Origin of the sequence: Cognaticolwellia aestuarii (assembly GCF_002000025.1) — a bacterium.
Classification (GTDB): Bacteria; Pseudomonadota; Gammaproteobacteria; order Enterobacterales; family Alteromonadaceae; genus Cognaticolwellia; species Cognaticolwellia aestuarii.
Window position 1 is genome coordinate 191,992 of record NZ_MUZV01000001.1, and the last position, 15,382, is coordinate 207,373.

The window sequence follows — 15,382 nt, forward strand, 5'->3', positions numbered from 1 at the left end:
TATATTTTGCACTAGTAAATCGCCGCCGAAATAAGCGGAGACGTAATATAACAAAAAAGCCTAACAAAATCAAAAAACCAACATTTTTAGTATTGCATAGCTAACGCTTCGACGATATTTTAGTCCGCTTGTTTACGTAAAAATGCAGGAATATCTAAATAGTCATCAAGCTCTGTCGCTGCAACTTTCTGCGCTTGAGCATTTGCTTCTGGCATAGTGACAGGATTTGCAGACATTTCAGGTTGTGCGCTAGGAATATAGTCACCACCTACAACTTGTGGCTCGGCTACAGGTGCTGGGTTCACTAAAGTAATATCTGGTTTACGTTCTGCGCCAATACCTGTTGCCACTACAGTTACTCGTAATTCTTCTGTCATTTCAGGGTCAATAACAGCACCGACAACAACCGTAGCATTTTCAGATGAGAAAGCTTTAACCGCATTACCAACAGTCTCAAACTCATCAATGCTAATATCCATTCCGGCAGTGATATTAACTAAAATACCGCGCGCTCCAGCTAAATCAACATCTTCAAGTAGTGGGCTTGAAATAGCAGCTTCTGCAGCTTCTTCTGCACGATCAGGCCCTGATGCAGTGCCAGATCCCATCATCGCTGTGCCCATTTCAGACATGACGGTTCTAACATCGGCGAAATCAACGTTTATGAGTCCAGGGCGAGTAATAAGTTCCGCAATACCTTGCACAGCACCTAATAAAACATTATTCGCTGCTTTAAAAGCATCTAATAAGCTTGTGCCAGGCCCAAGTACTTTCAATAGTTTTTCGTTCGGGATAGTGATCAAAGAATCAACATTTTTTGCTAAAAACTCGATGCCTTGATCCGCATAATTCATACGTTTTTTGCCTTCAAAAGGAAATGGTTTGGTTACTACTGCAACCGTTAAAATCCCCATTTCTTTGGCTATTTCTGCAACGACTGGCGCAGCACCGGTACCGGTTCCTCCACCCATGCCCGCAGCAATAAAAACCATATCAGCACCTTGCAGTGTCTCTTTGATAGTTTCTCGGTCTTCTTCTGCGCTTCGGCGACCAATTTCAGGGTTCGCCCCAGCCCCAAGGCCTTTAGTCACGTCATGGCCAAGTTGCAAAGTAACATTCGCTGCTGAATTACGTAGTGCTTGTGAGTCGGTGTTAGCAGTAATAAACTCAACACCCTCAATGGTTTGTGACACCATATGCTCTACCGCGTTTCCGCCCCCGCCACCGACACCAATAACTTTGATGACTGCTTCTGCGTTGTGATCTTCCATTAATTCAAACATTTTTATTATCTCCGATTTTTAATACGTTTTGTTCCACCAAAACTCTTTTATACTTTTTAATTAGTGACTAAAATCGCTAATTAAAATTCACCTTTAAACCAAGCAAGCACTCTTGAGCCGATACTTCCGACTGACTCACTTTTCTTTTTTTCATTACTTTGCTGTTGATTCGCTTGCATGCCATAGTGCAACAAGCCGACAACAGTAGAGTATGTTGGGTCGTTCACATACTCTTTCAATCCACAGATATCTGACGGTTGAGCAACTCGTGCTGGCATTTGAAATACTTCTTCAGCAAACTCAACTACGCCTTCCATTTTAGCGGTACCACCAGTTAAAACGTAACCTGCGGCAATTTGATCTTCTAAACCACATTCACGTAATTCTTCTTGGATCAGTTCAAATAATTCTTGATACCTAGGCTCAACAACTTCCGCTAAAGTATGGCGTGACATCGAACGTGCTGGACGCCCGCCAACACTGGGTACTTCAATATTTTCTTCCATACTAACCATTTGGCGTAACGCGCAGGCGTACTGTACTTTAATTTCTTCAGCATGGCTTAATGGCGTACGGAAAATTTTAGCAATATCACTAGTGACTTGGTTTCCGGCAACTGGAATAACAGCAGTATGACGAAGCGCACCACCGGTAAACACCGCAATATCCATAGTGCCTGCGCCCATATCAACAACACAGATACCGAGTTCTTTTTCATCATCAGTCAAAATTGCATAACTAGACGCCAGCGCCGAAAATATTAATTGGTCGGCTTTTAGGTCACAACGCTCAACACACTTAACAATATTTTTTGCCATATCATTCGCGCAGGTGACAATATGTACTTTGGCTTCCATACGCACACCTGACATGCCGATAGGGCTTTTTATACCGTCTTGACAGTCAATGCTATATTCTTGTGGTAACACATGTAACATGCGTCGCTCTGCTGAAATAGGGACAGAGCGGGCAGTATGAATAACGTTATCGACATCATCCTGCATCACCTCTTTATCATTAATTGGCACCATACCGTTTTCATTTTGACAACTGATATGCTTGCCTGAAATGCCAAGGTAAACTGAAGTAATATGGCAGTCTGCCATTAATTCAGCTTCGTTAATCGCACGCTGAATGGATTGAATAACCAAGTTAAGGTCATTAACACCACCTTTATCCATGCCACGAGCAGGCTGATTACCGACACCAACAATACTGAGCTGATTATCAGGTGTGATCTCACCAACAGCTACTGAAATTTTTGACGTTCCAATATCTAATCCAACTACTAAATTTCTTTCAGTTACTTTTGACATTAAGGTTAAACTCTTTCTTTATTGTCCGCGGTTTTCCAACCAACGGCTAAACCGGTATCATATCTCAGATCAACATAATCAACTTGTTGACCTTGCTTAGTGTTCAATTTTATCTGTGGATAAACATCCATAAACCGCTGAATGCGTTCAACGCGGTTATCGCGTCCTAAATTAATCGTTACACCATCATCTAAAATAAGCTGCCATGCAAAACGCTCCGACAGCACTAATTCATCGATACTTAACTGACTAAAATCCAGCAATTTATTCAAATTTCTAAAGTTTTCTAAGGCTATTTTTTCACTACCTTCTGGGCCGTAAAATGCCGGTAGCTTATCAGATAAACGGTTTACGTCTGCCTGAAATGCTTTGCCATTTTCATTAATCAAAAAATCACCATTCCAATGAGCAATAGGCTTTTGATCTACCACATAAATTTTTAATTCATCGGGCCATTTTTTTCGTACTGAAACCGAATATACCCAAGGCAACTTAGCCACTTTCTGTTGGACATCATTAACATCCAAGTTGAAAAAGTTACCCAAATTTACTTTTTCTATCGCGCTTTCAATATCTAAACGCGTGGTATACGGCATTTCGCCCGCAATAGCAATTGATGTAACCGGTGCTGACTCTTCAGCACTTAAGCGTTTATTTAAAAATATTCCAAATAACAAAATGGCAACAATAACAGCAACAAAAAACGTAACACCGAGCCAAAATGACCAGTGTAAATTTGCCACCTCGTCTTTTAATGGCAGCTGCTTTTCTGTTGCCTCTGCCATAGTTTACAAGCTGCCTTGCGCACTAATAGCAACAATTTCTGTCACTAACTCACTAAAACTTAAGCCATGTACTTTTGCCGCTTTAGGTACAAGTGAGGTTTCGGTCATACCGGGTACCGTATTCACTTCTAATAGCTGCCACTGACCTTGAGTGTTACGCATGACATCAACCCTTCCCCAACCTTTTGCGCCTGTGGCATTAAATGCTTTTAATGCGATAGATTGCAATTCTGTCTCGTCGGCTTTCGATAATGAGCATGGACAATGATATTGCGTACTGGTCGACATATATTTGGCATCATAGTCATAAAAATCATGCGGAGTTTCCATATGAATAACGGGCAAAGGCGTTTGCCCTAAAATTGCCACGGTATATTCAGGACCTTGAATCCAAGCTTCAACTAATATTTGATGGTCATACTCAAAGGCGGCAATTAGGGCTTGATCTAACTCTTCAGCATTATTGGCTTTCGACATGCCAATACTTGAGCCTTCATTTGCCGGTTTTACCATCACAACATCGCCTAATTGTTGTAATATTTTATCCGCATCTCCGGTTTGATACTCCGTTTTATTGACAATAGCAAAAGCCGCTGTTGGCAAGTTTAAGGCTTGAAACACTTGCTTACTGCGAATTTTATCCATAGAAAGCGCCGAGCCAAGCACATCTGATCCGGTGTACGGAATGTTCATATATTGCAGAGCACCTTGCACACAACCGTCTTCACCACCACGACCATGCAAAGCAATAAAAACACGATCAATGTCAAGTGTCGCTAAATCACTTAAACAATAGTCTTGTGTATCAATTAGCTGAACATTAAAGCCCGCTTCTCTTAAACCTTTAGCTATTGCTTTACCCGAGTTAAGTGATACCGCTCTTTCTGCGGATGTACCACCATATAAAACTGCCAGTTTTTGTTCGATCAAAGCTTTCATCGTGTTGTTACCATCAATTTTTCATCTGCCGCTAAATTACGTGCAATAGCACCAATATTGCCAGCTCCCTGAGTGATCACCATGTCACCATCTTGTAATTGTGCTGCCATCAGTTCTGCTAATTTTTCTGTATCACTGACATAAATAGGCTCAATTTGACCTCGTTGACGGATACTTCGCGCTAAACTTTTACTGTCGGCATTCGCTATCACTGTTTCACCTGCGGCATATACGTCAAGTAAAAATAAGCAGTCAACTTCTGAAAGAACTTCGACAAAGTCTTCATATAGATCACGTGTACGTGAGTACCTATGAGGTTGAAACACCATAACTAATCTTTTTTCAGGCCAGCCTTTACGCATGGCAGAAATTGTCGCTTTTACTTCTGTTGGATGATGGCCGTAATCGTCAATTAATAACATTTCACCATGGGTGGTGGCCAATGTTGCTAAGGTTTCAAAACGTCGGCCAATGCCGGCAAAATTTTGTAATGCTTGCTGAATAGCACTATCGGCTACCCCTTCATCAACAGCGACTGCAACCCCGGCTAAAGCATTCAACACATTATGTTGTCCAGGTAAATTGACGCTAATTGGCAAAGGCTCGCTACCATCACGTTCAACAACAAATGAGCTTATGCCGCCTGATTGTTGATACTGTGTTGCTCTAACATCTGCATCTTCAGCAAAGCCATAAGTGATCACTTGGCGACTTATACGTGGCAGTATTTCTCGCACAACTGGGTTATCTAAACACACCACAGCTAAGCCATAGAAAGGTAAATTGTGCAAAAACTCGATATAGGTATCTTTAAGCTTTTCAAAATCACCTTGATAAGTTTCCATGTGATCTTCATCAATGTTAGTGATCACCGAAACCATAGGCTGTAAATGTAAAAACGAAGCATCACTTTCATCCGCTTCAGCAATTAAATAACGGCTACTGCCTAATCGTGCATTAGTGCCTGCGCTATTAAGTAAGCCACCAATAACGAAGGTTGGATCTAACTTAGCTTGCGCGAAAATACTGGCAATAAGGCTAGTTGTGGTAGTTTTTCCATGGGTACCCGCAATAGCAATACCATGACGAAAACGCATTAATTCAGCTAACATTTCAGCACGACGTACGACAGGAATACGCTGTTGGTGTGCCGCAGCAAGCTCTGGATTTTCAGCATTGATTGCTGTTGAAACTACAATAACACTAGCACCAATCACATTGTCTTGATGATGACCAATAGTTACTTTTGCCCCTAAAGCACTCAAGCGCTTAACTACTGGATTTTCACCAATATCTGAACCGGTAATTTGATAGCCTTCATTGAGTAATACTTCTGCAATACCGCCCATACCAGCGCCACCAATACCGACAAAGTGGATGGTTTTAACACGGCGCATTTCAGGCACCCTATTATTAGCATTATCTAAAGTTGTATCGCTGTTCTTTTCTGTCGTCATTTCTCTACTCATTGTTGTGCAACCTCTATACAAGCATTGGCAACACGTTTGGTTGCATCTGCATGCGCAGCATTATGTGCAGCTTTAGACATCTGTTGAACCACTTTGTCTGATATAAACAAGCTATTTAACATTTGCCCTAAGGTTGTACCATTGAACTCTTTTTGTGTGATTAACTTTGCAGCACCACAATTAACCAAGTACATAGCATTTTTGGTTTGATGATCATCAACAGCATGCGGTAAAGGTACGAATATCGCGGGTTTGGCTGCCATTGCCAACTCAGAAACGGTCAACGCACCAGCACGACAAATCACCACATCAGCCCATTGATATGCCTCGGCCATATTATCAATAAACTCGGTTACTTTTACTTTTTCTTCCGGCAAGCCATAGTCTTGATAACTTTTTAGTACTGTTTGTTCATTACCACCACCGGTTTGATGCCAAACATCAATACTTTGCACTTTGATCTGCTTCATCGCTTGTGGCACAACATCATTTAAAATTTTTGCCCCTAAACTACCACCAACCACTAACACTTTTTTACTGGTCGCCGGCTGTTCTGGCATCACATTTTCAATGGCAATAATATCGCTACGTAATGGGTTTCCAACTACCTCTGGCGTTACTCTTTTACTAAAAGCGCCAGGAAAAGCACTTAAGGTTTTAGTCGCAAAATGTGAAAGAAAACGATTACTCATCCCTGCAACTGCATTTTGCTCATGTAAAACTAACGGAATACGTAATAACCATGCAGCAACACCTCCAGGCGCACTAGCATAACCGCCCATTCCTAGGACCACATCGGGTTTAACTTCACGTAGCACACGTATAGATTGCAGTACAGATTGCAGTATTTTAAACGGCGTTTTTAGCCATGTTTGCCAATTTTTGTTGCGGATACCGGCAATATTGATAAATGAAATCGGATAACCACTTTTTGGCACAAGTTCAGCTTCCATACGCTCAGCAGTACCAAGCCAATGTATGTTCCAACCTTGTTTTACTAATGCTTCCGCGACAGCAATGCCCGGAAATATATGGCCACCCGTACCGCCCGCCATCACTAGTAGTGTCGGGCGCTTTACTGCATGACTTGTTTGTTCAGTCATTTTCACCCTCGATAAGTTCTGTTTTCTTCACTTTATTTCGTTTCTTTTTACTATTTTTATTGGTTGCTGTGGTTCTGCTTGTCGCTTGTATGCTTTGTAATCTAATTTCATGATCGATACGAATTAAAATTACCAGCGCAATTGTCATAATTATCATTGAGCTGCCGCCGTAACTGATTAATGGCATAGTTAAGCCTTTAGTAGGCACTATCCCCGCACTCGCACCAATATTTACAGCGGCTTGAAAGCAAAACCAAATCCCAATAGCGTAAGCAAAAAAACCTTCAAAATATTTTTCTTGGTTAACCGCCTTTCTACCGAGTAACAAAGCTTTAAAAACCAAGGTCATACTTAGCAGCAGAATAACGCTAATGCCGACAAAACCAAACTCTTCTGCTAACACGGCCATGACAAAATCAGTATGTGCCTCAGGCAAATATTCTAATTTTTGAACGCTATTGCCTAAACCTTGCCCAAACGTTTCACCGCGCCCATAAGCCATCAATGACTGGGTTAACTGATAACCACTGCCAAAGGGATCTTTCCACGGGTCAAGAAAGCCAGTAACACGAGCCCAACGATAAGGCGATAAATACGCCAACATCGACAGCAAACTAATACCAACCCCTGCAATGGCAATAAACTGCCATAACTTCGCACCGGCTAAAAATAGCAAGCCAAAGGTGGTAACAAACATCACGATAATAGTGCCTAAATCTGGTTGCAGTAATAGCAAACCACCTAAAACACCAAAAACCACCAAAGGCTTAGCAAAGCCTTTGATATTTTCCATCACCTCATCACGACGCCTAACCAAATAGGCTGATAGATAACAAAAGAAAAATAATTTTGCTGGCTCGGCTGCTTGAATAGTTATCGGGCCAATGGCAATCCAGCGTGTAGAGCCATTAACATTGCGACCAATGAGTAATACCACCACAAGTAGGGCTATTCCCAATAACAGCAAGTTGCCACTATATTGATGCCAACGACTCATCGGTATTTGTAATGCCAGAGCCGCAACTCCTAAACTCAAAACAATGTAGATCATATGACGAATGACAAAATGGAATGGATTATCAAATAATCGCTCAGCTATTGGCATTGATGAACTAGCCACCATCACTAAACCAATCATATACATGCTCAGTGCCAGTGCTACATAGCTACGGTCAAAAGTGGCTACAGCTTTAGTATCAGCTTGTAACCATTGCGGTAAAGCCCATTGCGAAAAATTAGCAAAAGATACTGACATTAATTGCCTTCCTTTTGCATTAGCACTGATTTGATAAACACCACACCACGCTCAACATAATTAGCAAACATGTCTAAGCTGGCACAGGCGGGAGAGAGTAAAACCATGTCACCTAAATGAGCTTGTGTTCTAGCAAGCGCTACTGCAGCTGATAATGAATCAACATGCGTTGTTTTATCTGCCTGTTGATCAGCCCTTAAAGAAGCAATAGCACGACCGTCTTTGCCTAGCGTAATTAAATAATCTACTTGCTGCGTTAAAGCCTGACTCAGCGGTGAAAAATCAGCGCCCTTACCGTCTCCACCCGCAATTAAAATTAACTTATTACCTTTAAGGGTTGGCGATAAGCCTTCAATGGCCGCCAAAGTAGCACCAACATTGGTTGCCTTCGAATCATTAACCCAGCGAATACCGTCATTACTTTCAATCACTTCACAACGATGCGCTAAACCTTTAAAAGCCATTAAACTCGCTAACATAGCGTTCAAATCCCAACCAGCAGATTTTCCTAACGCCAATACAGCAAGATAGTTTAAGGCATTATGAATACCTTGTAATGGTAGCTGAGCCAAAGCACACAAAGCTTGCTCACCATACATTAAGTAACTTTCATCATGTACAGTAGCGAGACCAAAATCACCTGATTGAGCTGGGTCAATACCAAAGCTTAAGTGCGAGCTTTGTGCATAAATTGCGTTTGGCTGTGTCGCGAGATCGTTGCGGTTAAAAATGGCATAGGTGCAGTTTTGATAAATGCTTTGCTTAATTGCACCATAATTTGCCAACGTCTTATGACGATCTAAATGATCATCACTTAAATTCAATACAGTAGCAGCCAACGCTTTCATGCTTTTCACGGTTTCAAGTTGAAAGCTCGATAACTCTAAAACAATAAAATCTGCCTGCACTTTATCTATTTGGTCTAATACTGGCAAACCAATATTTCCGCCTAACTGCACGCAATAGCCCAAGTCATTACCAACATAATGAAGCATAGAAACTACTGTCGATTTACCGTTCGAGCCAGTAACCGCTAATATAGGGGTATCACTTAAACGACAAAAAAGCTCAATATCACCAATAACATCACAATGTTTGGAGATCGCCTTATCAATCTCGCTTTCAGCAATATCAATGCCAGGACTAACAATCAAGACATCAGCTTGTGCAATCAACGCTTGATCCCAATGGCCTAGTACTAATGTATTATCAGCAAATTGATGTTTGAAATCGCCTGGGGAAATTGGCATAGCACGGCTATCATTCACTGCAAATGAAATTTTGTAACGATGTAAAAAGCGCGCACACGATAACCCCGTTATACCAATACCTAGTATTACGATGCGTTTATTCGCTAATTGCGCCGTTACCGACTGCTGCAGTTCTTTATTCACGCGTCTATTTTTACCTTAACTTTAAGGTTGCTAACCCAACCAGTACCAACACTAAAGAAATAATCCAAAAGCGGACAATCACTCTTGGTTCAGGCCAACCTTTTAACTCGTAATGATGATGTATTGGTGCCATGCGGAAAATTCGTTGTCCGCGTAACTTATAAGAGCCAACTTGCAAGATAACTGAAAGGGTTTCGATCACGAAAACACCGCCCATAATAAATAACACCAATTCTTGCCTAACCAGTACCGCAATAACACCTAGTGCTGCACCTAACGCCAATGAACCAACATCGCCCATAAAAACTTGCGCAGGGTAAGTGTTAAACCATAAAAAGCCTAGTCCTGCGCCAACAATAGCGGTACATACAATGACTAACTCACTCGCTAAAGCAATATGAGGTATATGTAGATACGCAGAAAAGTTGGCATGACCCGTCATATAAGCAAAAACAGCAAATGCACCGGCCACCATAATGGTTGGCACAATCGCAAGTCCATCAAGCCCATCAGTTAAATTAACAGCGTTGCTAGTACCAACAATGACAAAGTAAACCAAACCGATATAAAGCAAACCAAGTTGCGGTAAGACATCTTTAATAAATGGGATAAGTAAGGTGGTTTCTTCTGGGCTTTGGGCAAATTGATACAGAAATATTGCGGTAGCTAAGCCAGCAACGGTTTGCCAAAAATACTTCCAGCGAGCAATTAAACCATTAGAATCTTTACGAATAACCTTACGGTAATCATCAACAAAGCCAATAATACCAAAACTGACAACAACAAATAATACTACCCAAACATAGGTATTGGTTAAATCTGCCCACAACAAAACACTGGCCACTATTGAGGCTAGAATTAATAAACCGCCCATCGTTGGTGTACCAGATTTTGACAAATGACTTTCTGGTCCATCATCTCGCACAGTTTGCCCTATCTGCATTTTTTGCAAAGCACGAATTAATTTAGGGCCAAAATATAACGAAATAACTAACGCGGTAAGCGTTGAAATAATGGCCCTAAATGTTAAATACGAAAAAACATTAAAGAATGAATAATATTGAGTAAGATACTCACCTAACCAAAGTAACATTATGCCTGCTCCTGCAGTGTTAGACTGTTTTGCCATTGAATAATATCAGCCACTACGTATTCCATATGAGCACTGCGCGAACCTTTAACTAAAATTGTCACTTGCTGATCTTCACCTTGCAGCATTTGCTGTAATCGCGACATTAACGCCTCTTTATTGCCAAAATGAAGATCTTGTCTATCCTTGCCCTGATAAAAAGCATCTGAAGTATTTCGACTTAGCACACCTAAGGTCAAAAGGTCGTCGATATTTTTACTTTTTGCATGCTCACCAACTTCTTGATGATAACGACGCGCTTCACTACCCAGCTCGCCCATATCGCCAAGAATAAGTACTCTGCGTCCTGGGTAACTGGCTAAAAGGTCTGATGCTGCATTAATTGACTCAACATTGGCGTTATAACTATCATCAATTAATCTAAGGTTTTGCTGCAGTTGATATAAATTCAAACGCCCTTTAACTGCCGCCATTTCAGCTAAGCCCAAACGAATATCATCTAAACTTGCTCCAAATTCCAAGGCAATAGCTGCCGCTGCCACCGCATTACAAACGTTATGATGACCTGGTACTGTCAGCTCAATATAGGTACTGCCTATTGGCGTAGTTAGTTTAAAACTTGCACAACCGTTATCATCTAAAACTTCCTGATGGCTATAGCAATCGGCAGTTTCTTCACAAGAAAAGTGTTGTACTTTTTTATCAGCTAAGCGCCATTGCCATTTATCAAGCCATGGATTATTTGCAGCAAATATAGCAACACCACCAGCACTTAACCCTGAAAAAATTTCACCTTTAGCGCGAGCAACACCACATAAGTCGCCAAAGCCTTCTAAGTGTGCAGCAGCAATATTGTTAATAATGGCAACATCTGGTTTTACTAAGCCTGAGGTATAGGCAATTTCACCAATGTGGTTTGCACCTAACTCAACAACAGCAAAGTCATGCTTTTCTTCTAAACGCAATAAGGTAAGCGGCACACCAATATCATTATTAAAATTACCTTGGGTTGCTAAAACACTACCTAAACGACTTAACACAGCGGCAACCATTTCTTTTACCGTGGTTTTGCCACTACTACCGGTGATTGCAACCGTTTTTGGGGCAACTTTTGCTTTCACATACGCGGCAATTTGACCTAAGGCTTGATGTGTATCGGCAACGACCACTTGTGCAATTGCAATCTCATCATAAAATTGTTGCACAATAACAGCGCTACAGCCTTGCTCAGCAGCTTGCTGAACAAATTTATGACCATCAAAATTTGGTCCTTGCAACGCTAAAAAAACATCGCCAGCATTTAAAGCACGACTGTCTGTGCTGATAGCATCTATGGTTGAATTTTCGCCAAACAATTGGCCATCAATAGCTTGAGTCAGCTCAGTTAACGTTAGCGCGATCATAGCACCACCTCTGTTGTATAAAATCCGCTGACTACAGCGCGTTCATCATAATGATGCTTTTCAGTTCCCATAATGATGTAATCTTCATGGCCTTTACCGGCACAAAGAATAACGTCATTAGGCTGTGCATTTTGTAATGCGCTTAATATCGCGCTCTTTCTATCTAATATTTTTTTAGCACGTTCAGGCTGACGCAAACCTGACATTATATCGCCAGCTATTGCTTCAGGTGCTTCACTACGCGGATTGTCATTGGTAATAATTAGCTGATCGGCTTTTTCTTCAGCAACCTTTGCCATCAAGGCACGTTTGCCAACATCACGGTCGCCGCCACAGCCAAAAACTACCCAAAGCTGCCCCTGACAATGTAAACGGCAAGCATCTAAAGCACTCGCCAAAGCATCAGGGGTATGGGCATAGTCAACAACGGCTGTCGGTTTACCCGCTGATGAAAAAGCTTCCATACGGCCAATAATCGGCACAAGTTGCTTAATAGCGTTCGCAATGTTCGCCAGCTCAATGTTTTCAATCATTAATACCGCAATAGCGGCAAGGAGGTTGTCAACATTAAAGTCACCTAATAACTGGCTACGAATTTGGCACTGGCCTCGCTCGGTGTTTAGCGTAAAACTAACACCGTCAATATGATGTTTTACATTAACTGCCTGAACAAAACGCTGATAAGCGCTAATATCTTGTCTGCGGCCATAAACTACAACAGGTTGAACTTCAGGCCAATGTTTGAGCCAATTGCGCCCTTGACTGTCATCACCATTGATAATGGCAACTTGCTGACTATCACCAGTAAATATTTGTTTTTTCGCATCAGCATAAGCCGACATAGTATGATGATAATCTAAATGATCACGGGTTAAATTAGTAAATACTGCGGTGTTAAATAACGCGGCACTGACACGCCTTTGTGCTAACGCATGAGATGAAACCTCCATCGCAACGTCAGTAATCTGTTGTTGATTAAACGACGCCAATAACTGATGCAATTCAGTTGCGCCAGGTGTGGTATTTTCAATGTTATGCAAGTTGCTCAACTTACCAGCACCATTAGTACCTATTACGGCACAGTTTTTCTGACAGTAATCTAATAAATTAGCAATAATTTGACTGGTGCTGGTTTTACCATTAGTGCCGGTAATACCAATAACATTCATCGCCTGCTGAGGCGCACCATAAAATGCTTTAGCAACATTAAATAAATCTTGATTCAAATTGAAATAATTCAATATCGCGATAGCTTGTGTGCCAGTTTTCTGCACCCAAGATACTTGTCCATGAGCTGAAGGCTCTGTTGTTTCTTGTATTATCATTGAACAATTGGCGGCAAGCGCTTGGGCGATATATTCACGTCCGTCACGTAAACTACCAATAACGGCACAAAATACATCACCTGGCTTAATTGCTCGAGTGTCATTAACCAAATCAGCAGTAATAGTATCGGGCTGATGCTGTTGAGAAAATTTAGCCTTAAGTTCAATCAAGTCGATGGGATTTAAACGAATACCCGCCAGTTTTAATACCGCTTCAATGGCAGCAAAATTTCTTGGTTGATTAGAAACGCGTAAAGCGTGATCAAACATGGTCACGCTCCTTGGCTACTTTGGTGTTTTCTGGCGCTGCCGTTACAGCGGTTACTTTGGTATTAGCATCTGGCGGCACATTAAGTAGCCGCAGCGCTCCTTTCATAATGCGGGAGAAAACTGGCGCGGCAACTTCACCACCGTGATATAAATCGCCACCGGGGTCATCAATCACCACCACCACGGCAATTTCAGGATCAGAAACAGGTGCAACACCAGCAAATAAGCCAACATAATCGTTACCATAACCACCAGCAAAGGCTTTAATTGCCGTACCACTTTTACCACCAACTCGGTAACCGTCAACCTTTGCAACGGTATAGTGCTCATTGACAACATGCTCCAACATTTCTACTACATTTTGGCTATGTTCAGCTGAAAAAATACGTTCATCGTTTTTCTTCGCTAGATTTTTGGGATCTTGTTTTAAAATCGTTAATGGTGTTTTAATACCACCATTAGCTAATATGGTATAAAAACGGGCGAGTTGGATCGGCGTGATTGCCACACCATGGCCCCAAGACAAAGTGGCCAATTCAAATTTTGACCAACGAGCTCGATCATGCATCATACCCGAACTTTCACCAACCAAGCCCGTACCTGTATCTTCCGAGAAGCCGGCATCAAAAAACTTATCAATTAAATAGTCTTTTGGTACCGATAATGCCAACTTAGTCGTACCCATGTTTGAAGAGTGTACCAATAGCTCAGCCAAGGTGATTTTACCAAGGTATCGCGGGTCGGAAACACGACTGCCACCTAAACGCATCCAACCTGGATAAGTATCAATTATGCTATCTTTCTCTACACTGCCAAATTCTAAAGCCGTTAATACGGTTAGTGGCTTCATCGTAGAACCCGGCTCATATATGTCAGTAATAGCGCGATTACGAAAACGATGAATAGCAACACCAGCACGGTTATTTGGGTTATATGATGGACTATTAACCAATGCCAGCACTTCACCTGTATTTACATTGGTGACCACTGCCGAACCTGAGGTCGCTTTAAAAGCTTTCACCGCGCCCTTTAACTCACGATAAGCAAGAGCTTGGATGCGTTGATCTATGCTTAAAGTAATATTTTCAGGTGGCGTAGATGCTTTTACTGATAGTATTTCTATTTTTCGACCTTTGGCATCTTTACGATATTTTTTCTCACCATCTACACCAGTCAGTAGTTGATCATAAACACGCTCAATGCCTTCAATACCTTTGTCATCAACATTTGTGAAACCAACGACATGTGCACTTATTTCACCAGCGGGATAAAAACGTTTTGATTCTTTACGAAGATGAATACCAGGAATTTTTAGTTCACGAATATAGTTAGCCATCGCAGGTGCCACTTTACGCTCGATATAAACAAAACGTTTAGTCGGGTTTTTAGTGATTCTTACTTGCAGTTTTTTAACGTCTTGACCTAATACATCAGCCAAAGCTTGCCAATGCTTTTTCATAGATAAAGCATTGCTATCAAAGATAATTTTAGGATCTGCCCAAACGGTTTCAACTGGTACACTTATCGCTAATTCATGACCATTACGGTCAACGATAGATCCCCGTTGTACCGTTTTTGTATTGGTGCGAAGCGAACGGTTATCACCCTGCTTTTTCAGCATGTCAGGTTCAAATACTTGAATATACGCTGTACGAGCCATTAAACCAGCATAAATCAGCACAACAGCACCTAGCACAACGTAAAAACGCCATGCTACCGTGTTTGGATTATATTGTGCTGGTTTTTTCAT

The 15,382-nt window shown here is 41.5% G+C and carries 12 protein-coding genes; all 12 read right to left on the bottom strand.

Going from position 1 to position 15,382, the window contains the following annotated elements:
• Positions 1-119: 119 nt before the first annotated feature.
• Positions 120-1,283, bottom strand: a complete 1,164-nt coding sequence (gene ftsZ, locus B0169_RS00850; protein ID WP_077283776.1) for a cell division protein FtsZ — start codon at positions 1,281-1,283, stop codon at positions 120-122.
• A gap of 80 nt (positions 1,284-1,363) precedes the next feature.
• The gene (gene ftsA, locus B0169_RS00855; protein ID WP_077283778.1) at positions 1,364-2,599 is read right to left on the bottom strand and encodes a cell division protein FtsA; all 1,236 of its coding nucleotides are present in this window, start codon (positions 2,597-2,599) and stop codon (positions 1,364-1,366) included.
• A gap of 5 nt (positions 2,600-2,604) precedes the next feature.
• A complete protein-coding gene (locus tag B0169_RS00860; protein ID WP_077283780.1) occupies positions 2,605-3,384 on the bottom strand; it encodes a cell division protein FtsQ/DivIB in 780 nt (259 codons plus the stop codon).
• 3 nt (positions 3,385-3,387) lie between these two features.
• Positions 3,388-4,323, bottom strand: a complete 936-nt coding sequence (locus B0169_RS00865; RefSeq protein ID WP_077283782.1) for a D-alanine--D-alanine ligase — start codon at positions 4,321-4,323, stop codon at positions 3,388-3,390.
• Positions 4,320-5,780, bottom strand: coding sequence for a UDP-N-acetylmuramate--L-alanine ligase (murC, locus tag B0169_RS00870; protein WP_143323452.1), 1,461 nt, complete (start codon positions 5,778-5,780; stop codon positions 4,320-4,322). Before murC ends, B0169_RS00865 begins: the two co-directional genes overlap by 4 nt.
• An 8-nt stretch (positions 5,781-5,788) precedes the next feature.
• The gene (gene murG, locus B0169_RS00875; RefSeq protein WP_077283786.1) at positions 5,789-6,895 is read right to left on the bottom strand and encodes an undecaprenyldiphospho-muramoylpentapeptide beta-N-acetylglucosaminyltransferase; all 1,107 of its coding nucleotides are present in this window, start codon (positions 6,893-6,895) and stop codon (positions 5,789-5,791) included.
• Positions 6,888-8,150 (bottom strand): cell division protein FtsW, encoded by a 1,263-nt coding sequence (ftsW, locus tag B0169_RS00880; protein WP_077283788.1) that lies wholly within the window; start codon positions 8,148-8,150, stop codon positions 6,888-6,890. The genes murG and ftsW overlap by 8 nt, the downstream gene beginning before the upstream one ends.
• On the bottom strand, positions 8,150-9,544 hold the full coding sequence (gene murD, locus B0169_RS00885) for a UDP-N-acetylmuramoyl-L-alanine--D-glutamate ligase (protein ID WP_235838425.1): 1,395 nt from the start codon (positions 9,542-9,544) through the stop codon (positions 8,150-8,152). The genes ftsW and murD overlap by 1 nt, the downstream gene beginning before the upstream one ends.
• A 10-nt stretch (positions 9,545-9,554) precedes the next feature.
• Positions 9,555-10,637, bottom strand: coding sequence for a phospho-N-acetylmuramoyl-pentapeptide-transferase (mraY, locus tag B0169_RS00890; protein WP_077283790.1), 1,083 nt, complete (start codon positions 10,635-10,637; stop codon positions 9,555-9,557).
• Positions 10,637-12,037: a UDP-N-acetylmuramoyl-tripeptide--D-alanyl-D-alanine ligase gene (locus B0169_RS00895; protein WP_077283792.1), complete on the bottom strand. Its 1,401-nt coding sequence runs from the start codon at positions 12,035-12,037 to the stop codon at positions 10,637-10,639. The genes mraY and B0169_RS00895 overlap by 1 nt, the downstream gene beginning before the upstream one ends.
• Complete coding sequence (locus B0169_RS00900; protein ID WP_077283795.1) at positions 12,034-13,632, bottom strand: UDP-N-acetylmuramoyl-L-alanyl-D-glutamate--2,6-diaminopimelate ligase; 1,599 nt, start codon at positions 13,630-13,632, stop codon at positions 12,034-12,036. Before B0169_RS00900 ends, B0169_RS00895 begins: the two co-directional genes overlap by 4 nt.
• Entirely contained in the window at positions 13,625-15,382 is a 1,758-nt protein-coding gene (locus B0169_RS00905; RefSeq protein WP_077283797.1) for a peptidoglycan D,D-transpeptidase FtsI family protein, read from the bottom strand. Before B0169_RS00905 ends, B0169_RS00900 begins: the two co-directional genes overlap by 8 nt.